The sequence below is a fragment of the Actinomadura hibisca NBRC 15177 genome (assembly GCF_001552635.1).
GTDB lineage: Bacteria > Actinomycetota > Actinomycetes > Streptosporangiales > Streptosporangiaceae > Spirillospora > Spirillospora hibisca.
Window position 1 is genome coordinate 1 of record NZ_BCRO01000122.1, and the last position, 20,741, is coordinate 20,741.

19 protein-coding genes are annotated in these 20,741 nt (G+C 73.6%); 11 read left to right on the plus strand and 8 right to left on the minus strand.

Annotated features, from left to right (window positions below; genetic code table 11):
• Positions 1-425 precede the first annotated feature (425 nt).
• Both AH6_RS39240 and AH6_RS39245 read right to left on the minus strand, forming a co-directional pair.
• On the minus strand, positions 426-1,880 hold the full coding sequence (locus AH6_RS39240; RefSeq protein ID WP_067491017.1) for a catalase: 1,455 nt from the start codon (positions 1,878-1,880) through the stop codon (positions 426-428).
• Complete coding sequence (locus AH6_RS39245) at positions 1,877-2,344, minus strand: Fur family transcriptional regulator (RefSeq protein WP_067491019.1); 468 nt, start codon at positions 2,342-2,344, stop codon at positions 1,877-1,879. The genes AH6_RS39240 and AH6_RS39245 overlap by 4 nt, the downstream gene beginning before the upstream one ends.
• A gap of 137 nt (positions 2,345-2,481) precedes the next feature.
• On the opposite strand from AH6_RS39245, the gene AH6_RS39250 reads away from it, so the two are divergent.
• The 3 genes from AH6_RS39250 to AH6_RS39260 all read left to right on the plus strand — a co-directional run bounded on the left by AH6_RS39250 (position 2,482) and on the right by AH6_RS39260 (position 6,690).
• A complete protein-coding gene (locus tag AH6_RS39250) occupies positions 2,482-3,510 on the plus strand; it encodes a CapA family protein (RefSeq protein WP_067491021.1) in 1,029 nt (342 codons plus the stop codon).
• Positions 3,511-3,682: 172 nt separating this feature from the next.
• Positions 3,683-4,783, plus strand: a complete 1,101-nt coding sequence (locus tag AH6_RS39255; RefSeq protein WP_067491023.1) for a CapA family protein — start codon at positions 3,683-3,685, stop codon at positions 4,781-4,783.
• Positions 4,784-4,866: 83 nt separating this feature from the next.
• On the plus strand, positions 4,867-6,690 hold the full coding sequence (locus AH6_RS39260; RefSeq protein ID WP_067491025.1) for an SDR family oxidoreductase: 1,824 nt from the start codon (positions 4,867-4,869) through the stop codon (positions 6,688-6,690).
• Positions 6,691-6,698: 8 nt separating this feature from the next.
• On the opposite strand, the gene AH6_RS39265 is transcribed toward AH6_RS39260, so the two are convergent.
• Entirely contained in the window at positions 6,699-6,923 is a 225-nt protein-coding gene (locus AH6_RS39265; protein ID WP_067491027.1) for a hypothetical protein, read from the minus strand.
• Between the two features lie 346 nt (positions 6,924-7,269).
• Here AH6_RS39265 and AH6_RS39270 point away from each other — a divergent pair, with 346 nt between their 5' ends.
• The 3 genes from AH6_RS39270 to AH6_RS39280 all read left to right on the plus strand — a co-directional run bounded on the left by AH6_RS39270 (position 7,270) and on the right by AH6_RS39280 (position 9,697).
• On the plus strand, positions 7,270-8,256 hold the full coding sequence (locus tag AH6_RS39270) for an LCP family protein (protein WP_083983898.1): 987 nt from the start codon (positions 7,270-7,272) through the stop codon (positions 8,254-8,256).
• A gap of 129 nt (positions 8,257-8,385) precedes the next feature.
• On the plus strand, positions 8,386-9,009 hold the full coding sequence (locus tag AH6_RS39275; RefSeq protein WP_067491031.1) for a TetR/AcrR family transcriptional regulator: 624 nt from the start codon (positions 8,386-8,388) through the stop codon (positions 9,007-9,009).
• A gap of 82 nt (positions 9,010-9,091) precedes the next feature.
• Positions 9,092-9,697: an LURP-one-related family protein gene (locus tag AH6_RS39280; RefSeq protein WP_067491033.1), complete on the plus strand. Its 606-nt coding sequence runs from the start codon at positions 9,092-9,094 to the stop codon at positions 9,695-9,697.
• 24 nt (positions 9,698-9,721) lie between these two features.
• Here AH6_RS39280 and AH6_RS39285 read toward each other — a convergent pair whose 3' ends face one another.
• From AH6_RS39285 to AH6_RS39295, 3 genes are read right to left on the minus strand one after another with little or no spacing between them, the layout of a single operon-like run.
• Entirely contained in the window at positions 9,722-10,684 is a 963-nt protein-coding gene (locus AH6_RS39285; protein ID WP_067491035.1) for a CE1 family esterase, read from the minus strand.
• Between the two features lie 28 nt (positions 10,685-10,712).
• Positions 10,713-11,318, minus strand: coding sequence for a response regulator transcription factor (locus tag AH6_RS39290; RefSeq protein WP_067491037.1), 606 nt, complete (start codon positions 11,316-11,318; stop codon positions 10,713-10,715).
• Entirely contained in the window at positions 11,315-12,454 is a 1,140-nt protein-coding gene (locus AH6_RS39295; RefSeq protein ID WP_067491039.1) for a sensor histidine kinase, read from the minus strand. The genes AH6_RS39290 and AH6_RS39295 overlap by 4 nt, the downstream gene beginning before the upstream one ends.
• A gap of 144 nt (positions 12,455-12,598) precedes the next feature.
• On the opposite strand from AH6_RS39295, the gene AH6_RS39300 reads away from it, so the two are divergent.
• From AH6_RS39300 to AH6_RS39310, 3 genes are all read left to right on the plus strand, one after another.
• Positions 12,599-13,708 carry a ferritin-like domain-containing protein gene (locus AH6_RS39300; RefSeq protein WP_067491041.1) on the plus strand — a complete coding sequence of 370 codons (1,110 nt, stop codon included), beginning with the start codon at positions 12,599-12,601 and terminating at the stop codon, positions 13,706-13,708.
• Between the two features lie 329 nt (positions 13,709-14,037).
• Positions 14,038-15,030, plus strand: coding sequence for a hypothetical protein (locus tag AH6_RS39305; protein WP_067491043.1), 993 nt, complete (start codon positions 14,038-14,040; stop codon positions 15,028-15,030).
• Between the two features lie 575 nt (positions 15,031-15,605).
• A complete protein-coding gene (locus tag AH6_RS39310; protein ID WP_245679676.1) occupies positions 15,606-16,232 on the plus strand; it encodes a septal ring lytic transglycosylase RlpA family protein in 627 nt (208 codons plus the stop codon).
• Here the strand turns inward: AH6_RS39310 and AH6_RS39315 are convergent.
• Positions 16,208-17,221, minus strand: a complete 1,014-nt coding sequence (locus AH6_RS39315) for an alpha/beta hydrolase (protein ID WP_083983899.1) — start codon at positions 17,219-17,221, stop codon at positions 16,208-16,210. The two genes, AH6_RS39310 and AH6_RS39315, sit on opposite strands and share 25 nt — an antisense overlap.
• A gap of 308 nt (positions 17,222-17,529) precedes the next feature.
• On the opposite strand from AH6_RS39315, the gene AH6_RS39320 reads away from it, so the two are divergent.
• Positions 17,530-17,895: a YkvA family protein gene (locus AH6_RS39320; protein WP_067491047.1), complete on the plus strand. Its 366-nt coding sequence runs from the start codon at positions 17,530-17,532 to the stop codon at positions 17,893-17,895.
• Positions 17,896-17,944: 49 nt separating this feature from the next.
• Here the strand turns inward: AH6_RS39320 and AH6_RS39325 are convergent, their stop codons facing one another.
• The gene (locus tag AH6_RS39325; protein WP_067491049.1) at positions 17,945-18,700 is read right to left on the minus strand and encodes an IclR family transcriptional regulator; all 756 of its coding nucleotides are present in this window, start codon (positions 18,698-18,700) and stop codon (positions 17,945-17,947) included.
• Positions 18,701-18,888: 188 nt separating this feature from the next.
• On the opposite strand from AH6_RS39325, the gene AH6_RS39330 reads away from it, so the two are divergent.
• The gene (locus tag AH6_RS39330) at positions 18,889-20,487 is read left to right on the plus strand and encodes a hypothetical protein (RefSeq protein WP_157432000.1); all 1,599 of its coding nucleotides are present in this window, start codon (positions 18,889-18,891) and stop codon (positions 20,485-20,487) included.
• Positions 20,488-20,741 lie beyond the last annotated feature (254 nt).

The following is a 20,741-nucleotide window of genomic DNA, read 5'->3' on the forward strand; positions in this document are numbered from 1 at the left end:
TCTACACCAGACCGCCCAAGCCCAACCCCGCGCCCCGCGCCCAACCAGCGACCCCGGCCCCGCGCGGGTTTGCGCACATCCCCACCAACCCCAGCCCGTGCGGGTTTCCCGCACTCAACCAACAACTCCCAGCCCGCACGGGGTTGGTGCAGATACCCAGCGACCCCAGCCCGCGCAGGTTTCCCGCACCCGACCACCCACCCCGGCACCGCGCCCTACACCCGACCAACAACCCCAGCCTGCACGGGGTGGATCCAGATACCCAACAACCCCACCCCGCCCGGGTTTCCCGCACCCGACCACCTGCCTCAGCCCCGCGCCCTGCACCAGAGCACCACCCCCAACCCACACGGCGTTCATAAAGCAAAGGCCCGCCCCGCGCGTCAGACGCGCGAGACGGGCCATGCGGTCGTCAGCCACCAACCTCAGCCCCCATCAACCCCCAACCCCAAAGCAACCCCATCCCCCAAGTCCTTGTGCACATTGCGCCAGTACTGCACAACCCGCCTCTTCATCTCCTCAGTCACCTCAGGAGCCGAAGCATGACCCGTGATGTTCGCGACCATGTGCTCCCGGTCGACCTCCGACAGCACCTTCTCCCACAGCGCCCGAGGCTGGCTGAAGTCGTCGTCCTCCCGGTGCAGCTGGTACGCGCTCCGCACGATCTCGCCCGCCACCCCGTACTGCTCCCCGCTCCACAACGTCGGGTCCGCCGCCGGGCCGCCCGCGCTGTTGGGCGCGTACACCGGGTCGGCCGGGTTCTGGAACGTCATCGGGCCGTCGAAGTTGTACGAGTGCACCTCGTTCTTCGGGCGGTTCACCGGCAGTTGCAGGTAGTTCGGGCCGATCCGGTAGCGGTGCGCGTCCGGGTAGGAGAACAGGCGGCCCTGCAACATCTTGTCCGGGGACGGGCCGATGCCCGGCACGAAGTTCGACGGCTCGAACGACGCCTGCTCGATCTCGGCGAAGTAGTTCTCCGGGTTCCGGTTCAGCGTCCATCGCCCGATCGTGATCTCCGGGTAGTCGCTGTGCGGCCACACCTTCGTCAGGTCGAACGGGTTGAACCGGTAGTCGGCCGCGTCCTCGAACGGCATGATCTGCACGTTCACCGTCCAGGACGGGTGCTCGCCCCGCCTGATCGCCTCGAACAGGTCGCGGGTGTGCAGGTCCGGGTCGGCCGCTTCGGCCGCCTTCGCCTCGGCGGCCGTGAGGTTCCGGATGCCCTGGTCGGTCTTGAAGTGGTACTTCACCCAGAACTTGTCGCCGGCCGCGTTGTACCAGAGGAAGGTGTGCGACCCGAAGCCGTGCATGTGCCGCCACGACGCCGGGGTGCCCCGGTCGGTCATCAGGAAGCTCACCTGGTGGGCCGACTCCGGCGACAACGTCCAGAAGTCCCACTGCATGTTGTGGTCGTGCAGGTGGTTGTCGGCGCGGCGCTTCTGCGAGTGGATGAAGTCGGAGAACTTCTGCGGGTCGCGGATGAAGAAGATCGGCGTGTTGTTGCCGACGATGTCGTAGTTGCCGTCCTCGGTGTAGAACTTCATCGCGAAGCCGCGCGGGTCGCGCGCGGTGTCGGCGCTGCCGTTCTCGCCGGCCACCGTCGAGAAGCGCACCAGCGACTCGGTGCGCGCGCCGGGCTGGAACAGCTTCGCCTTCGTGTACTGGCTGACGTCCTCGGTGATCTCCAGGACGCCGTACGCGCCGCCGCCCTTGGCGTGCACCACCCGCTCGGGCACACGCTCGCGGTTGAAGTGCGCCATCTTCTGGATCAGGTAGTGGTCCTGCAGCAGCAGCGGGCCGTTGGGGCCCACCGACTGCGAGTGCTCGTCGCTCGGCGCGGGTTGTCCGGCGTCGGTGGTGGTGACGGGCCGTTCGGTCATGGCGCGGTTCCTCCTGCTCCCTTGCTCGGTGAATGCGCGGTGTCGGCGCGGCACGCGGGGCACAGGCCCCAGTAGGTGACGTCGGCCTCGTCCACCAGGAACCCGGCGGCGTCCGACGGGTCCAGGCAGGGCGCGTGCCCCACGGCGCAGTCGACGTCCTCGACGGCCCCGCAGCGGCGGCACACCAGGTGGTGGTGGTTGTCGCCGACGCGCCCCTCGAACCGGGCGGGGCTGCCGGCCGGTTCGATGCGGCGGACCAGCCCGGCGGCCGTCAGGGCGTGCAGGGCCTCGTAGACCGCCTGCGTCGAGACGTGGCCGACGCGGTCGCGGACGCCGCCGGTGATCGTCTCGACGTCGAGGTGGTGGCCCGCGCGGACGGTGTCCAGGATCGCCACCCGGGCCGCCGTCACCCGCAGGCCCGCGCCGCGCAGGGCGTCGGCGGCGGGTGTCGGGGTCGTTGTCATGCGGCTCAACCTACGCCCTAATCTTGAATGGTTCAACTTAACGATTGATCCCAGTTTTTGTGCCGATCCAGTTCGCGAACTCCGCGCGCCTCCACGGCGTCCAAGCGGGCGGGACCAGGACAAAGCGGGAGGACGTCGTGAGGAACTGGCGACGCGCGGGCACGATCGCCGCGCTCGGGGCGCTGGCCGCCGGTTGCGGCGGATCGCCCCTCGACCTCGGCGGCGACGGGCCCGCCAAGGCCCCCTTCACCGTCGCGTTCGGCGGCGACGTCCACTTCGCCGGATCGCTGGCGAACCGCCTGGCCAGCGCGCCCGACGACGCGCTCGGCCCGATCGCCGCCAACCTGCGCCGGGCCGACCTCGCGATGGTCAACCTGGAGACGGCGATCACCGAGGGCGGCACGCCCGCGCCCAAGCAGTTCGCCTTCCGCGCCCCGCCCACCGCCTTCCGCGCGCTGCGCTCGGCGGGCGTCGACGTGGTGACCATGGCCAACAACCACGGCATGGACTACGGCGAGACCGGCCTCCAGGACTCGCTGAACGCCGCCAAGCAGCATGGTTTCCCCGTCGTGGGCATCGGCCGGAACGCCGCCGACGCCTACCGGCCGTGGACCACCACCGTGAAGGGCAGCAAGGTCGCCGTCATCGGCGCGACCCGGGTGCTGGACGACAACCTCGTCACCGCCTGGACGGCCACCGACGCCAAGGCGGGCCTCGCCTCCGCCAAGGACGAGCCGCGCATCGTCCGCGCCGTGCAGGAGGCCCGCAAGAGCGCCGACTTCGTGCTCGTCAACCTGCACTGGGGACAGGAGCTGAACTCCTGCGCCACCCCGGTGCAGCGCCAGCTCGCCGCGAAGCTCGCCGACGCGGGGGCGGACGCGATCGTCGGCAGCCACGCGCACGTCCTCCAGGCGGGCGGCTTCCTCAAGGGCAAGTACGTGCACTACGGCCTGGGCAACTTCGTCTTCTACAACTCCGGTCCGCGCACCGGGAGGACCGGCGTGCTCACCCTGACGTTCGACCCCAAGGCCAAGAAGGTGAGCACCGCCGACTGGGCCCCGGCGATGATCGAGGGTGGCGTTCCGAAGCCGCTGGAAGGCGTCGCGGCGCAGCAGGCCCGCACCGAGTGGGAGGGGTTGCGCAACTGCGCGGACGTCACGGCCTGACCCGCCGATGTTTCACGGGATGTTTCACGTGGATCGAAGACCAGGGCATGATGATCTTGGTGTGCGGGGCGTCAAGGCGCGGCATGTTCCCGGCCGATCGACGGCGATCGGGTGCGGAACGGTCGGCCCCCCGTGGCATGCTGTGGCCCGGACCGAACGAGGAGGCCCCCCGATGCGCAGGAACGTGCTCACGTTGACGGCCCTGGCCGGGACGTTGTCGCTGGGCGCCGCCGCCTGTGGCGGGGGCGATCCCGAGGCCAAGGGCGACACCGGCGCCGGCAAGCCCCCGGCCACCGCCCGGCAGAAGGACAAGGGCGGCGCGCCCCCGCCCGCCGAGGCGGCCAAGCAGCCGATCACCCTGGCGTTCGGCGGCGACACCCACTTCGAGGGCATGTTGCGGTCCCGGCTCGCCAACCCGGCGACCGCGCTCGGCCCCATCGCGAAGACGCTGCGCGCCGCCGACCTCTCCATGGTCAACCTGGAGACCGCCATCACGACCGCCGGGTCGCCCGCGCCCGGCAAGGAGTTCACGTTCCGCGCCCCGGCGACGGCGTTCACCGCGCTCAAGGGCGCCGGGGTCGACGTCACCTCGATGGCCAACAACCACGGCATGGACTTCATGGAGTCCGGGCTGCGCGACTCGTTGAAGGCCATCAGGCGCACCGGGTTCCCCACGGTCGGGATCGGCAAGGACGCCGCCGAGGCGTACCGCGCGCACCGCGTCACGGTGAAGGGCAACCGGCTGGCGATCGTCGGCGCGACCCAGGTGCTGGACGACCACCTGATCTCGGCGTGGACGGCGACCGACGCCAAGGGCGGCCTCGCCTCGGCCAAGGACGTGCCCCGGATGGTGCGGGCCGTCCGCGAGGCCCGCAAGGGTTCGGACTACGTGATCGTCCACCTGCACTGGGGCCAGGAGATGAGGTCCTGCCCGCTGCCGCGCCAGCAGGACCTGGCCAAGCAGCTGGTCGCGGCGGGCGCGGACGTGGTGGTCGGCGGCCACGCGCACATCCCGCTCGGCGGCGGCTACCTGAACGGCAAGTACGTCCACTACGGCATGGGCAACTTCGTGTTCTCCTCGGCGCGCGGGCAGACCGCCAACTCCGGCGTGCTGGTGCTGCGCCTGGACGGCGGCAAGGTGTCGGCCGCGAAGTGGAAGCCCGCGATGATCTCGGGCGGCCTGCCACGCCTGATGACGGGGGCCGCCGCCGTCGCGGAGACCAGGCGCTGGAACGGGCTGCGCTCCTGCACGGGCCTCGCCGCCCGCCCGTAACACCCGGCCAGCCACACTGGACACGCCTTGCTGAGCGCGTACGTTCACTGGAAGAAGCACCCTCGGACGGGCAGGTGAACGGTATGCGGGACCACCGGGTGAGGTCGGGCGGGATCGAGCTGGCCGTGCGCGAGCGCGGCGCGGAGGGCCGCCCCACGGTCGTGCTGGTGCACGGGTACCCCGACACCGGCGCGATGTGGGACGAGGTGGTCGAACGGCTCGCCACCCGCTTCCGCGTGGTCGTCTACGACGTGCGCGGCGCGGGCGCCTCGACCGCCCCCGCCGACCCGCTCGACTACGGCATGGACGCCCTGCTCGGCGATCTGGAGGCGGTGCTGGACGGGGTCGGCGCGACCGGCCCCGTCCATCTCGTCGGCCACGACTTCGGCTCCCTGCAAGGCTGGGAGGCGGTGTCGGGCGACCGGCTGCGCGGCCGGATCGCCTCGTTCACCTCGCTGTCGGGGCCCGCGCGCCAGCACGTGCTGCCGTGGGCGCGCGAGCGGCTGCGGTCGGGGCCGCGCGGTGTGGCCGAGGTGCTGGGCCAGGTGCGGCGCAGCGCCTACATGCCGGTCTTCATCGCCCCCCGCTCCGGTGAAGCCTTCGCGCGGCTGCTCTCGGCGGCCTTCGGACGCGTCCTGACCGAACTGGAGCAGGCGCGACCCCGGCCGGGCCACCCCGCCGACACCATCGCCCGGGACGCGCGCAACGGCCTGGGCCTGTACCGCGCCAACCTGCGCCGCCTCCAGGACGCGCCGGGCGACGGGCGCGCCGACGTCCCGGTGCAGGTCATCGCGCCCACCGGCGACCGCTACGCGACCGAGGGGATGTTGCTGTGCAGCCGGGGCCGCGTCGACCGCCTGTACGTGCGGCGGCTCGCGGCCGGGCACTGGGCCCCGCGCAGCCGTCCCGACCAGGTCGCGGCGTGGATCGGCGAGTTCGTGGAGCACGTCGAGGGCGGCCCGGAGAGCGGCGGCCTGGCGCGCGCCCGCGCCGCCGCCGACCCCGCCAGGGAGTTCGGCGGCCGGCTCGCCGTGGTGACGGGCGGCGGCAGCGGCATCGGCCGCGCCACCGCGCACGCGTTCGCCGCCGAGGGCGCGCGGGTCGTGGTCGCCGACATCGACGAAGGCGCGGCCAAGCGCACCGTGGACGAGATCGTCGCGGCGGGCGGCGAGGCCCACGTCTACGGCGTGGACGTGGCCGACGCCGACGCGATGGACCGGTTCGCCGACTACGTCCAGGCGACCTTCGGGGTGCCCGACGTGGTCGTCAACAACGCCGGGATCGGCGTCGCCGGGTCGCTGCTGGACACCGGCGAGCAGGACTGGGAGCGCGTCCGCGCCGTCAACCTGGACGGCGTCTACCGGGGCTGCCGCCTGTTCGGGCGGCAGATGGTCGCGCGCGGCGAGGGCGGCCACCTGGTCAACATCGCCTCGATGGCCGCCTACGCGCCGACCGCCGAGCTGCCCGCCTACTCGGCGACCAAGGCGGCGGTGCTCCAGCTCAGCGAGTGCCTGCGGCTGGACCTGGCCGAGTTCGGCGTGGGCGTCTCGGCGATCTGCCCCGGCGTGATCGACACGCCGATCACCCGGAACTCCCGGTACGTGGGTATCCCCGCCGCGCTGGCCGACCGCCTCAAGGAGCAGGCCGAACGGTCGTTCCGGCGGCGCGCCTACCCGCCCGAACGCGTCGCGCAGGCGATCCTGCGCGCCGTCCGCGACGACCGTCCGGTGGTGCCGGTCGCGGCGGAGGCCCGCGTCGCCCTGGCGGTGTCGCGCCTCGCGCCCGCCGCCGGACGCGCGGTCGCGCGCTTCGGGCACCGCGCGGGCGCGCGCGTCCGCGTCCGCCTCGCCGAGAACGCCGCCGCCCCGCGCCTGGCCGAGAGCGACGCCTTGCCCCGGCAGGACTGAGCCGACCCTTACTCGGCTTTCCCCTTCGTCGCCTCCATCCTCCAGATGACCACCGCGACCGCCGCCAGGACGCCCAGCGAGACGATCCACCAGTACGGGGCGGCCAGGTGCCGCGGCAGGCAGAGCACCGGCGACCAGTCGAACGCCTTGGCGGGGAAGGGCAGGACGCCCTCGTAGAAGCCGACGATCAGGGCCGCCCCGCTGATCGAGTCGTGGGTCTTCGGATCGCTCATGACTCGATCTTGGCGGGGCGGCCGGGCGGCCGGTAGCGACCAAGGTCTATCCGGCCCGTCCGACCGTCGAGACGGATCCCGTCCGTCACTGGCGGAACAGAAAGGGCGTCCGTTTCGTTACCAATTCGGGCCGTAAGGCACCGACACGATCCAACGGCGCCTCGCGGGGGCGGGCGCCGGACGGATCGTGGCGGCCGTCGTCTCCCCGCCCGCCCATGACGCGTGTCGGCCGGCCCGGCACTGGACATGATCGAGATGGGACGGCCGTGAGCCGCGGGCGCGCCACGGGAAGGCCCGTCCGGGGCCAGGACGGTCCGGAGACCATCGCCTCGCGGGGGTAGATGAGATGAGCAGCCACCCGGCCCATCCCGGGATGGGCCGCATCGAGGCGCGACGGCGGCAGTTGCGGCGACGTCGGCGCGTCTGGCTCGCCGTGGCCGCCGTCGTGCTGCTCGGGCTGGTCCCGGCCGGGGTGTACACCCTGTACGCCGGGCTGGACGGCGACATCACGCACGTCGGCGCCGAGGACCTCGGCCCGCGCCCCGAGAAGCGCACCCACGCCGACAACATCCTGGTCGTGGGCTCCGACAGCCGCGCCGGGGCCAACTCCGCCTACGGCCACGACGACGGCGCGCGCACCGACACCATGGTCCTGTTCCACGTGCCCGCCGACGGTGAGAAGGTGCGGGGCGTCAGCCTGCCGCGCGACTCCATCGTGGAGATCCCGTCCTGCCGCGCGCCCGGCGGCGGCACGGTCGCGGCCCGCACCGGCATGATCAACTCGGCGTTCAACGAGGCCGGGCTCGAATGCGCGTGGAAGACCGTCGAGGCCGCCACCGGCGTGCGCGTCGACCACGTGCTCCAGATCGACTTCACCGGCTTCAAATCCATGGTGGACGCCCTCGGCGGCGTCGAACTCACCGTCCCGCAGGCCATCAACGACCCCAAGGCCCACCTGCGGCTCAAGGCCGGACGCCAGAAGCTCAACGGCGAGCAGGCCCTCGGCTACGCGCGCGCCCGCTACAGCGTCGGCGACGGCTCCGACCTCGGCCGCATCCAGCGCCAGCAGGCCCTGATGAAGGCGATGGCCGACACCGCCAAGCGGCGGCTGAGCGAGCCGGGCAAGGTCTGGTCGTTCCTGCGCGCGGCGACCAAGTCCGTCACCACCGACGGGGACCTCGGGCTCAAGCAGATGTTCGACCTCGCGATGAGCGTGGGCGACACCGGCCAGGTGCGCTTCTCGACCGTGCCGGTGGAGCCGTACCCGGACGACCCGAACCGCGTCCAGTGGACCCGGCCCGCAGCCGACGAACTCTTCGACTCGCTGCGCTGACGCGGCGGGTTCCGCGGACAGTGCCCGGCTGCCCGCGCGAGAGAGGAGTGTCCCCCACGGGTTAGGCGGGCGGCGGGCTCCCGGCCACGCCCCGGCGTGACCGTGGGTAAATGGGGAGAGAATGGATGGGTGACCGAGATCCGGACCCCGCTCCGCCGCCGCCCCGCCCAGCGCCGCAGTGCCGAACGCGTCCAGCGCATGCTCGACGCGTGCGCCGAGATCCTCGACGAGGACGGCTACGACGGGCTCACCACCACCCGCATCGCCCAGCGCGCCGAGGTCGCCATCGGCTCGGTCTACCAGTTCTTCCCCGACAAGCGCGCGGTCGCGCAGTCCCTGGCGCTGCGCAACCTGGAGGAGTTCGGCCGCCGGGTGTCGCGGCGGCTGGGCGAGGAGACCTTCACCGACTGGTCCGACACCGTCGGCGTGATCATCGACATCTTCGTGGACATGCACCGCACCGTGCCCGGCTTCCGGGTGCTGCGGTTCGGCGACGTGGCCGACATCAACCTGCTGGACTCCGACGCCGACAACAACGCGGTGGTCGCCGACCGGCTGCGCGACATGATCGTGCGCACCTTCGGCATCGCCGACACCCCCGAGCTGGCGCGCGCCCTGGCGATCGCGGTGGAGGCCGGGGACGCGGTGCTCAAGATGGCCTTCCGCCGCACCCCCGAGGGCGACCCCGAGATCCTCGCCGAGGCCGAGCGGCTCATCCACGGCTACCTGGCCGGGCACATCCGCTCCGCGTAGCGGCCGACGGTAGATCACCTGTCGCAGGGGTATGGGACACTCCATTCCCTCCCAGACCCCCCGTTTGGCAACAGAACAGGTGATGCCGGTGGACCACGCGACCCTGCAACAACAACACCGGTTCCTCATGCGGCAGCGCCTCCGGTTCATGGTGAACCAGTACGAGGTGCACGCCGAGAACCCCGACGGCTCCGAGGGCGAGCTGCTCGCGTTCGCGCAGCAGAAGCGGCTGGCGTTCAAGGAGCAGGTCACGCTGTACGCCGACACCGGCAAGAAGCAGCCCATCCTCGGCTTCAAGGCGCGCAAGCGCATCGACCTCGCCTCGGCCTACGACGTCACCGACGCGTCCGGACAGCCGATCGGGGTGTTCCGCAAGGACTTCAAGAAGTCGCTGCTGTCCTCGACCTGGCACCTGGAGCAGCCCGGCCTCGGCGTGACGACCGGCAGCGAGCGCAACAAGGGCGTGGCGCTGCTGCGCCGGGCGTGGAACTTCATCCCCTACGCCGAGAACCTGCCGTTCGCCTGGCCGTACCACTTCGACTTCTACGCCGGTGACCAGGTCGTCTTCTCGGTGGAGAAGAAGTTCGGGCTGCGCGACCGGTACGTGGTGGACATCAAGGACGCGCGGCTGGACCGCCGCCTGGTGATCGCGATGGCGGTGGGGCTGGACGCGCTGCAGTCGCGCTGACGGGCGGCCATTGACGAGCGGGTGCTAGTGGGCGGCGAACGCGTCCAACGCGAGCTTGGTGGCGTCGATACGGGTGGTGGTCTTTCCCGCGCCGATCGAGAACGAACCCGGCCAGGTGTGGCCGCCGCCCGCCACCGCGTACAGCTCGACGGTCGCACCGTCGCGGCAGCCGGTGTACCGCACGTGCCTCACCTCGCCGCCGACGGTCTTGGTGGCGGCGGGGCCGCAGCCGAACGTCCGCGCCCACTGCGCGGTCAGCGTCGCCACCGGCGGCAGGTGGAACCGGCCGTCCAGCGGGCGCATCCAGCCGGGCACCCGCGTGCGGTCGCCGCCGAACGGCTCGCCGCCCCGGTAGGGCACGATCGGGTCGGCGTCGCCGTGGAAGGCCACGATCGTGGTCGGCGGCGCGCCCGCGCACGGCCGCGTCAGGTTGAGCCCGGCGACCGGCGCGATCGCGGCCAGCCGCCCGCGCAGCCCGCAGACCAGCGCCGCCGACAATCCCGCCCCGTTGGAGAAACCGGCCGCGAACTCCCGCGCGTGGTCCACGCACAACGTCTGTTCCAGGTGGTCGAGCAGCTTGCCCATGTAGGCGATGTCGGCGGAGCCTTTCGCCATACCGGGCAGTTTCCAGCCGTCGCGGCCGGGCGCGGCCTCCGGCTCGACGACCGCGAATCCGCGCTGCGGCCCGGCGCTGCCCAGCCGCCCGTACAGCGCCTGCTGGAAGCCGTTGGAGTGCAGCCCGTGCAGGTCGAGGATCAGCGGGACGGGCTTGACGCCGTCGTAGGGCGGCAGCGTCAGCGAGTAGGCGCGGCCCCCGAACGTGTGCCGTCCGGAACCGGGCGACGGCTTGCCGCAACCCGCGCTGGACCCGGCCGCCGGGGACGACGTGCTCGGCTCGGCGCGGACCGGCCCCGGCGCGTCCGCCGAACATCCGGCCACGGTCAGGCCCGTGACCAGGGCGGCGAGGACGGCGAGGGGGCGGCGCATCGCTCGATCGTATGCGCGGCCGGAACCGTCAGAGCCAGCCCTGCCCCTCGGCGGTGCGGACGGCCTCGATGCGGTTGCGCGCGCCGACCTTGCTGATGGCGGCCGACAGGTAGTTGCGGACCGTGCCCTCCGACAGGTGCAGGTGCGCGGCGATGTCGGCGACGGTCGCGCCGTCCCGGCCCGCCGCCAGCACGTCGCGCTCGCGCGGCGACAGCGGGTTGGGGCCCGCGCTCAGCGCGGCGGCGGCGAGCGCCGGGTCGATCACGCGCTCGCCCGCCACCACGCGGCGGATCGCGGCGGCCAGCTCCTCGGCCGGGCCGTCCTTGATGAGGAACGCGGCCGCGCCCGCCTCCATCGCGCGGCGCAGGTAGCCGGGCCGCCCGAACGTCGTCAGGATCATCACCCGGCAGCCGGGCAGCGCCGCGCGGATCTCGGCGGCGGCGGTCAGGCCGTCCTTGCCGGGCATCTCGATGTCCAGCAGGGCGACGTCCGGGGCCAGCCGGGTCGCGGCCGCGACCGCCCCGTCCCCGTCGGCGGCCTGGCCGACGACCTCCAGGTCGTCCTCCAGGTCGAGCAGGGCGGCCAGGGCGCCGCGGACCATGCCCTGGTCCTCGGCGAGGAACACTGTGATCACGTCGGGGACCCTACCTCCGCGGCGAGCGACGGGACGCGGACCAGCAGCCGGAAGCCGCCCTCCGGCAGCGGACCGGCGGTCACCGAGCCGCCCGCCCCGGCGACGCGCTCGGTCAGGCCGGTGATGCCGTTGCCGGGGACGTGCCCGGGTCCGGCGCGGCCGTCGTCGCGGATCTCCAGCGTCGCGGCGTCGCCGTCCCGCCCGACGGTGATCGCGCAGCGGGTGGCGCGGGCGTGCCGCACCACGTTGGTGACGCCCTCGCGCACCGCCCACCCGAACAGCTCGTCGGCGGCCTCCGGCAGCGGCTCCCCGGCCTGTGTCACCTCCACCGCCACGTCCGCCGCCGCCAGCACGGCGCGCGCGCCGTCCAGCTCCTCGGCCAGCCCGCGCCGCCGGTACCCGCTGATCGCCTCGCGCACCTCCGCCAGCGACCGCCGCGCCACCTGCTCGATGTCGGCGACCTCGGCGACCGCGCGGCCCGGGTCGCGTTCGGCGACGCGGCGGGCCAGCTCGCTCTTCAGCACGATCAGCGACAGGCTGTGGCCCAGCAGGTCGTGCAGGTCGCGGGCGATGCGCAGCCGCTCGTCGGCGGCCGCCAGCCGGGCCGCCTCGCCGCGCGCGGCGCGCAGCTCGGCCACCAGCCCGCGCGAGTGCCGGAAGGCCACCATCAGCAGCCCGAACGACAGCAGGGTCAGCGCGATGACGGCGATCATCTGCGGCGGCGCGCCGAGCAGCAGGCCCTGCGCGATGGCCAGCACCATCGCCCCGGCGACCCCGGCGGGGGCCGCCCTCATCGGCAACGTCAGCGCGCCGACGATCCCGAGGTAGATCGGCAGGCCCAGCCAGTGCTGCCCGAAGGCGGGCGGCAGCACCACCGTCAGCGCCGCGAGCGCGCCCAGCAGCGTCCAGGAGAGCCGGGTGAACGGCTCCGACCAGCTCTTCCGGTTGAGCGCCGCCCCGTAGTAGACCGCCACGAACACCGCCAGCGCGGCCAGCTCCAGCACCCGGCGCGCGCCGTCGTTCCGGGCCGCCTCCAGCCCCACGGGGATCAGGTAGAGCAGGCCGAAGGAGATCCAGAAGGCGCGCCCGCGCAGGCGGGGCGCGTCGCCGGCGCCGGTCCCGAACCATTCGTTCATCAGGCGATCACCGTAACGGGCGGAAGGTCGGGTATGGCCATCGCCTGCTTTACATGTTACGAAGGGATGTAAAGCGGCGGTGGGCGGCACCCCCGCGCCCGGCGGCCCTTCCGCCGGGCGCCCCGCACCGTAGGAGGCTTCCTCGTGACCTCGTTCGACCTCTACAACGGCTCGGTCCCCACGGAGACCTGGAACGTCCCGATGGCGGGCGACGCCAGCTTCACCTGGGAGTACGACGACGGGCGCGACCGGCTGCTGAGCCTGTACCAGAAGGGCAAGGACAAGCAGTGGGACGCGCAGAAGCGCATCGACTGGGACCTGGAGGTCGATCCGGACAACGTCGCCGGGCTCCCCGAGCAGTTCAACCCGCTGTTCGGCTCCGACATCTGGGACCGCATGACCCAGAAGGAGCGCGACGAGTTCGGCCGGCACCAGGGCTCGTGGTTGTTCAGCCAGTTCCTGCACGGCGAGCAGGGCGCGCTGAACGTGTCGGCGCGCATCGTGCAGTCGGTGCCCGACCTCGACTCCAAGTTCTACGCCGCGACCCAGACCATGGACGAGGCGCGGCATGTGGAGCTGTACGCGCGCTTCGTCAAGGAGAAGATCGGGATGGCGTACCCGATCAACCAGGACCTCGCCAGGCTGCTGGCCGAGTCGCTGGAGGACTCGCGCTGGGACCTGCCCTACCTCGGCATGCAGGTGCTCATCGAGGGCCTGGCGCTGGCGGCGTTCGGGCTCTACCGCGACATGTCCACCAACCCGCTGGTCAAGCAGCTGCTGGCCTACGTCATGCAGGACGAGGCGCGGCACGTGGCGTTCGGGCGGCTGGCGCTCAAGGACTACTACGCCGAGCTGACCAGCAGGGAGCGGGCCGAGCGCGAGGAGTTCGTGGTCGAGGGCTGCTACCTGATGCGCGACCGGTTCAAGGGGCGCGAGGTCTTCGAGCAGCTCGACATGCCCATGGACGAGTGCATGGAGTACGTCGACAACTCCGACATGTACACCCTCTACCAGTCGTTGCTGTTCAGCCGGATCGTGCCGTGCGTCAAGGACGTCGGGCTGTGGGGCGAGAAGGTGCAGGCCGCCTACCTCGACATGGGCGTGCTCGACAACGCCAAGGCCGACCTCGAAGCGCTGATGCGCCAGGACGAGGAGATCGCCGAGAAGGTGGACGAGGAGCGGTACGCCCGCGAGCTGGCCGTCCGGCAGGAGGAGGTCGCCGACGCGATCACGCTGGGCGGCGCCCCGGAGTAGCCCATGGATTCCCCGCGTAGGTAAAAAGCGTGAACGCCCCGGAGTCCTTCCGGGGCGTTCGCGTTTTCATATCCGGGCCATTGTCCGGGAATCGGAGTGCCAAAAAGCGGGAGTATTGGTCCTGGTGTGGGGCGGTATGGCGGCCGGTCCGGGGCCTTTCGTAGATCTTCATTACGTCGGGCGGTCATTTTCCCAATTCCCTGTGCCCGCCGATGGGCTGTACTAGCGTCCCGGCTCGACGGCGCGACTGGACACCGATTCCGGGAGGGGTTCCCCGGGACCGCAGTGCGCCCGTGCAGGGTCAATCGGAAAACCCCCGGGGGGAAAGAATGAACCGTTCCACCAGGAGCCTGCTGAGGGCCGCCGCCGCGCTCGCTCCGGCGGCCGTGCTGCTGGCCACCTCGCTGCCGGCGCACGCCGGGCAGGGCGAGATCGACCGGACGATCGACGAGGTGCTGCGGCCGGTCTCCGCCGTGGCGGCCGCGCCCGAGCTCGCTCCGGCCGCCGTGCCCGCCAAGGCCCTCACCGCGTCCGCCGCGCTGGAGCGCCGCGCGGCCCACCGCGCCCACAAGCCCGGCTCGGGCGACTGCCTCAGCGGCGCCGAGCGCCGGGCGATGCGCTGCCCCCTGGACCCCGACGCGCTGCCGGCGGGCCTGTCCGACACCGAGGTCGGCCGGGTCGTCAAGGACCTGGACGTGGGCGGCCTGGTCAGGGCGGGCGAGCTCAGCGAGGTCACCCGGACGCTGGACGCCGCCCCCGCGCCCGGCCGGCGGCTCCGCGGCGACCACCTGCCGGTGCCCGGCACGGGCGTGCTGCACGGCGTGACCGGCATGGGCACCGTCGCGCCGGTGCTGGAGACCGTCGAGAACGACCCGGCGAGCCTGACCTCCCGCGTGGCTTCGGTGAACCGGCTGGCGGAGAACGTCGCGCCCGCCGACCTGTCGCCCGCCAACGTGCTGCCCGGCAACACGCTGCCCGCGAACGTGACGCCGCAGAGCCTGGTGCCGTCGGACGCGGCCCCGCTGAGCGCGCTCCCGCTGAAGGCGCTGCCGGTCACGCCCGCCGCGCCCGCCGCGCGGGCCAAGCGGATCGCCAACCCCGCGCCGTCGCTGCCGCTCGCGCCCGAGCCGGTGCGCGGCGTGCTGGAGGGCACCTCCGGCGACCCGGTGGAGAACCTGCTGGGCGGCGTCACCGGTTCCGGCGAGGCCCCGACCAGCCGCTCCGGCGGCCTGGTGAGCGGCCGGCTCGGCGGGCTCGCCGGCGGCCTGACCGACACCTCCGCCCTCGCGCCCGGCCTGCCCGGGATGCGGGTGGCGAGCTGACGCACGCCTGATCGGACCGGCCGCCGGACACGTCGGCGGCGGTCCCGGCACCTCGACGGGGTGCCCCCGGAACGTCCGGGGGCACCCCGTCGGCGTTTCCGGAAACGGTCCGTGATCTGCCTGTGATCGGACTTCAACATCCTGTAAAGATGATCTTCACGGAGCTTCACACAATGAAGTCGATCAACTCCGGGGCGCAAAGACGCGGGTGACAAACCCCACAAAGGGCGGCCTTCGGCTTGATTACTGCGAAGCGCCACGTACGGTCGGGGACTTGTGTGCGGCACCCAGAACTGACACCTCGACCGGCCGTGGCGGCGCAGCCGTCCGGATGACCAGAAGTTCGATCACGAGAACGACCATGCGTGCCGGGGCCGCACCCACCGGACGCCGCACCACCGCGACAGCGCGGTAAGAGCCCGAGACGAGGGCAGAGGCGGGCGCTCACGGGACCGAGAAGACGGCCCGGAGCGGGACCCGCGCGGCGAGCGCACCACCACCGCCGAAGCATCAGGGCCGCCCGAACGCGGCCCAGGGCGTCCGGAGCCATGTCCCCGAACAAAGGACCCTTCTCCGTGGGCAACTCCGGCAAGCACCGCCCGAAGAGCCGTCTCCGGCTGATCCTCGTCGCCTCCGGCGTCGCTGTCGCGATGCTGGCGGCGGGCGCGGCGGCGCTGTTCGTCTCGTCCGGTTCGCCGGAGTCGGCGCGGGCCTCGCAGGCCCTGCCGCAACCGGCCGAACCGCAGGCCACCGTCCCGATGGCCGACCCGCCGCGCGCCACGCCCACCCGGGCGAGCCGTGGCCAGCACCGGACCGACAAGCCGGTGCGCAAGCCGACCGTCGCGCCGAGCGCCGCGCCGACCAAGGCGAAGAAGCGGCCCGAGCCGAAGAAGACCCCCAAGGCGAGGGTCCTCAGCAGCGGCTCCTGCGAAGCCTCCTACTACTGGGAGGGGCAGATGACCGCGAGCGGCGAGCGCTTCGATCCCAGCGAGCTGACGGCGGCGCACAAGACGCTGCCGATGGGCTCCAAGGTCCGCGTGACCAACAAGAACAACGGCAAGAGCGTGACCGTGCGGATCAACGACCGGGGCCCGTACGTGGGCGGCCGCTGCCTGGACCTGTCCAAGGCGGCGATGGCGCAGGTCGGCGGCACCGGCTCCGGGGTCGTCCCGGTGCGCTACGAGGTGCTGGCCCGCACCTGAGCCGGGACCGGCCGCAGGTCGGTGCGGGTCTCCTCGGCGGGCGGGCCGTGCCCGAACCGCGGATCGACCTCGGCGACCCGCTCCCGGAACCAGTCGCCGAGCACCCCGTCCACCCGGACGGCCTCGGTGATCGGCGGCCGTGCCTCGGCGCCGGGCTCGGCGGCCAGCGCGTGCCCCATCCGGAAGGTGGCCGACTCCACGGTGCACCCGCCGTGCCGGCGCAGCAGGTCGCGCAGCGCGGTGATCTCGCTGGGCGGCACCACCCGGTCCTTCGCGCCGCCGATCAGCAGCAGGGCCGCGCCGCGCGCGGCGATCTCACCGGCGCGGGCGCCGAGGTCGAGCCGCTCGGCCAGGCCGCGCGCCCGGTCGGACCAGGCGCGGTCGCGGCCCGCGCGCTTCTCCAGCGCGCGGGCCGCGCGGCTCGGCGCCACGACCGGGGCGACCAGCGCGGCGGTGCTCACCGGGGCGACGTCGCGCGCCAGCGCCAGCAGCGCGGCGGCCCCGCCCGCCGAGAACCCGGCCAGCCCGATCGGGCCGTTCGGCAGCCCGAGGTCGCGGCGCAGGTCGGCCAGCGCGGCGGGCAGCCGCTCGACGGCCTGCTCGACGGCCGCGCCGTAGACCTCCATGCCGTGTGACTCCAGGAACGCGCCCGAGCCCAGCCCGGCGGACGGCCGCCCGTCGGGGAGCGGCAGGTCGAGGTAGACGCGCCAGACCGGCACGCCGGTCAGCGGCACCGCCGCCGCCAGCGCGGCCGCGGTGCGCGGCGGGTCGAGGCCGGGCCAGACCACCACGAGCCGGGTGGCGGTCGCGGGGCGCGCGTCCACGGCGGTGGGCGGCAGGGCGAGGTAGGCGGAGCCCGCGGCGGTGCCGCGGACCGGGCCGCCCGTGGCGGACGGGCCCATGCTGGACGGGCCCACAGCGGGCGGGCCCATGCTGGACGGGCCCACAGGGGGCGGGCCGGTGGACGGGATGGGGCGGTCGCCGCTCATGTCCTGCGTCAGCTCCTGGTGCCTGGCGGGCCGGGCCTGGTGCCGGGACGGCCGCGCCGGCGGGGACGGCGCCCACCCCGTGACCAGGGGGTCCCGAAGCACATGTTTCCAGCGGACGGCGGGAAATGCGCCCGAATCCCCGCAGCCCGTTCGCCCAGGTGAGGAAAGTCTGGCCCCTGATGAACCAGGTGGCGCGGCGGCGTCAGGAGTCGCGCCCGTCACACCGGGGAACACGCCGGGACCGCGCCGCGTCTAAGAGAGGCGTGGGCGTCTCGGGGGAGCGCCCTCAACCACCTCAAGGAGTCCCGATGGACAAGAAGCGCAGCGCGGCGGCCGCGGGGGCGGCCTGGGAGATCTACAGCGAGACGTTGCGGCCGGACGCCCCGCGCCTGGGCGAGCGGGTCAAGGCCGTCCCCCGCATGCTCAAGGCGGTGCTGCGGGGCGAGTACAAGGGCATGTCGTACGGCACGCTCGGCCTGCTGGCGCTGGGCCTGGTCTACATCGTCTCGCCGATCGACGCGATTCCCGAGGTGCTGCCGGTCGTCGGCGTGATGGACGACACCGGCGTGGCCCTGTGGCTGGCCGCCGCCCTGGTGAAGGCCGCGGGCGACTTCGTCGGCTGGGAGCGGGGCGGCCGGCCCAGCGTCGTGGTCGGCGAGGTCGTCGACCGCTGAGCCCGGCCGGGGCCCTCGGGAGGCCCGGGACGCCCGCCGGGACCGGCGGTCACTCCCGGCCGGCGGCGGGGTCGAGCTGGGCCGCGAAGCGCCCGGCGACCTCGCGCATGACCGGCACCACGCCGGCCACCGCCTCCCGCGTCATGCGCACCGAGGGCCCCGACACCGACAGCGCGGCGGGCGCGGGCGCGCCCGGCAGCGGCACCGCCACGCAGCGCACGCCGATCTCCTGCTCCTCGTCGTCCAGCGCGTAGCCGCGCTCGCGGACGCGGGCCAGCTCGGCGACCAGCGCGTCGGGGTCGGTGAAGGTGTGCGGGGTGTGGGCGGGCATCCCGGTGCGCGCCACGATCTCCCGGACGCGCCGCTCGGGCAGCTGCGCCAGCAGCGCCTTGCCGACGCCGGTGCAGTGCGGCTGCACGCGCCGCCCCACCTCGGTGAACATCCGCATCGAGTGCCGGGAGGGCACCTGGGCGACGTAGACCGCCGCGTCGCCCTCCAGCACGGCCATGTTGGCGGTCTCGCCGACCTCGTCCACCAGCTCGGCCAGCGCGGGCCGGGCCCAGGAGCCCAGCAGCCGGGACGCGCCCTCGCCCAGCCGGATCAGCCGCGGGCCGAGCGCGTACCGCTTGGACGGCTCCTGCCGCACGTAGCCCTGGTTCACCAGGGTGCGCATCAGCCGGTAGATCGTCGGCATGGGCAGGCCGGAGACCTCCGTCAGCTCCGACAGCGCCAGCTCGCCGCCCGCGTCGGCCAGGTGTTCCAGCAGCTCGAAGGCGCGTTCCAGGGACCGTACGGCCTCCGCCACCGGTGTCTCCTCTCCTCGCGGACACCCGATTCTACGGAGAAATGATTTCGCTGTGCGAAATGGCGACCTTTCGCGCTCGCGACGTTACTCTTCGTGTCCGCCCGGCAATACTCACTAAGCCCGGCGTCCCACGGCGCCGCCCCCCAGGCGAGACGGTCAGCAGCGATGGTCAGTGACGAGGGGGACGTGTGCCTACCGGGGGCAGCACGGCAGGGAAGCGGCGCACGCGGGCCCGGCGCTGGGGGGCGGTCGCGCTGGGCGGGATGCTGGCACTGCCGCCGCTCGCGCTGGTGGGACCCGCGGCCAAGGCGGCGAAGGGCGGCCCGGTCGAGAGCATGGTGTCGTCCCTGCTGGCCGACCCGAGGCCGGAGGCGCGCACCGGCGCGTCCGCCCGGCAGGGGGGCGTCCGCCTGAGCACCACCATCAGTCCCGCCGGGCGGGCGACGCGCGGTGGCGCGCGGGTCTTCGACTACGTCGTGGAGGTGCGCCCGCTGGGCGGCACGACGCGCGGCACCGACCTGCTCCTGCTGGCCCAGCGCCCGCTGGCCTGGGGGCAGGTGCCGCCCGGCTGCACCTCGCAGACCGTCTCGGCCCCGCTGAAGTGCGACCTGGGCGACCTGGACCGCCCGTGGCGCGCGAAGGTGGCCGTCCGCCTGGCCGCTTCCAAGACCGGCCGCGAGGCCGGGGGGCGGATCGAGCCGAGCGCGGCGCACGGGCCGGAGGCCGGGGACGGGGGCCGGATGGGGCGCGCTCTGCAAGCCGTGCGGAGCGTGTCGGACACGGTGCGGAGGAGGGCGTCCGCCGATCTGGAGACGGCGGACGCCGAGCGGGCGCTGCGGGCGGCGGGGGCCGCCGACCGTGCGCATCCGCCCCGGGTCGTGGTGGTGGCGGGGGCGCGGAACGTCAGGGACGAGTCCATCGCCATGATCATGCTGCCGGAGCCCGTCCGGCCGCAGGCGCCCGCGCCGGGCGGTACGGGGAAGCCGAGCGCGACGGCCCGGCCGCCCCAGCCCGGCGTGGCCCCGCGCCCGGCGACCACGCGTCCCGCGACGCCGCGCCCGGCGACCACGCGCCCGGCGACGCCGCGTCCGGGGGCCACGGACTCGGTGGCCCCGACCTTGCCGCCCTCGGGACCGGCTCCTGCGACGAAGAAGGCGACCGCCCCGAAGACGGAGAAGGCACGGCCGCAGCACGCGCCCGTGCAGAAGCCCCGCCAGGCACCCGTCCCGCAGGCTCCCGCTGTGAACGAACCTCCGGCGAACGCGCCCATGTTCGTCCCGCAGCCCGCCCCGATCCCGCTTCCGGGCCCGGAGGCACTGGGCCCGGCGTCCGTGCCCGCGCCGTCGTCGGCGGGCGTGCCCGGAGCCCCGGGCCTGCCGGTCGCGCCGCCGCCCGGACCGCCCATGGACCTGCCGACCACCGGCCCGGCCGGCGGTTCGGCGCTCCCCACCCTCACCGGGCACGACGGGATCGCGCTGCCGCCGCTCAGCGCGGCCGACAACCAGATGACGCTGATCTCCCCGACCGGCATGGACCAGGAGGGCGACGGCACCGACTGGGCCGTGGTCCTCGGCATCACGCTGGTCGCCGAGGTCGGGCTGTTGTGGCTGGCCGCCTGCCTGGGCCTGTGGCGGCGGCGCATGGCCCTCGCCCGCACCGCCCGCCTGGACGCCCTCGACGCCGCGCGCCCGGCGCGGCCCGCCCGCCGTGCCCCGCTGCCGCTGCGCCCCGTCGCCGCCCTCGGACGGGCCGCGGGACGGCTGGCGCCCCGCCGCGGGCCGAAGTAGCCCGACGCGCGTACCAGCCGGTAACCGGTTCCGGTCGTCCGGATCCCGGTCCGCGGCCCGCCGGGTGGACGAGAACGAGCACTCGTACCGCCCGGGGGACGCTGATCCGGTTGGCGGAAAGCGCGCGGGGACCGTGCGGCGATCACCGCGCACTTGTCACTACTGTGACAAAGCACGCGGGGACTAATGTGCCTCCAGGCCAGTACCCGCCGGTGACTACCTTCCGGTAGCTTCACGCTGCACGATCATTGCCG

Coding starts and splice junctions, on each gene's coding strand:
- AH6_RS39240 (WP_067491017.1), bottom strand. CDS start 1,880: ATGACCGAACGGCCCGTCACCACCACCGACGCCGGACAACCCGCGCCG.
- AH6_RS39245 (WP_067491019.1), bottom strand. CDS start 2,344: ATGACAACGACCCCGACACCCGCCGCCGACGCCCTGCGCGGCGCGGGC.
- AH6_RS39255 (WP_067491023.1), top strand. CDS start 3,683: ATGCGCAGGAACGTGCTCACGTTGACGGCCCTGGCCGGGACGTTGTCG.
- AH6_RS39260 (WP_067491025.1), top strand. CDS start 4,867: ATGCGGGACCACCGGGTGAGGTCGGGCGGGATCGAGCTGGCCGTGCGC.
- AH6_RS39265 (WP_067491027.1), bottom strand. CDS start 6,923: ATGAGCGATCCGAAGACCCACGACTCGATCAGCGGGGCGGCCCTGATC.
- AH6_RS39270 (WP_083983898.1), top strand. CDS start 7,270: ATGAGCAGCCACCCGGCCCATCCCGGGATGGGCCGCATCGAGGCGCGA.
- AH6_RS39280 (WP_067491033.1), top strand. CDS start 9,092: ATGCCGGTGGACCACGCGACCCTGCAACAACAACACCGGTTCCTCATG.
- AH6_RS39285 (WP_067491035.1), bottom strand. CDS start 10,684: ATGCGCCGCCCCCTCGCCGTCCTCGCCGCCCTGGTCACGGGCCTGACC.
- AH6_RS39295 (WP_067491039.1), bottom strand. CDS start 12,454: ATGAACGAATGGTTCGGGACCGGCGCCGGCGACGCGCCCCGCCTGCGC.
- AH6_RS39305 (WP_067491043.1), top strand. CDS start 14,038: ATGAACCGTTCCACCAGGAGCCTGCTGAGGGCCGCCGCCGCGCTCGCT.
- AH6_RS39315 (WP_083983899.1), bottom strand. CDS start 17,221: ATGAGCGGCGACCGCCCCATCCCGTCCACCGGCCCGCCCCCTGTGGGC.
- AH6_RS39320 (WP_067491047.1), top strand. CDS start 17,530: ATGGACAAGAAGCGCAGCGCGGCGGCCGCGGGGGCGGCCTGGGAGATC.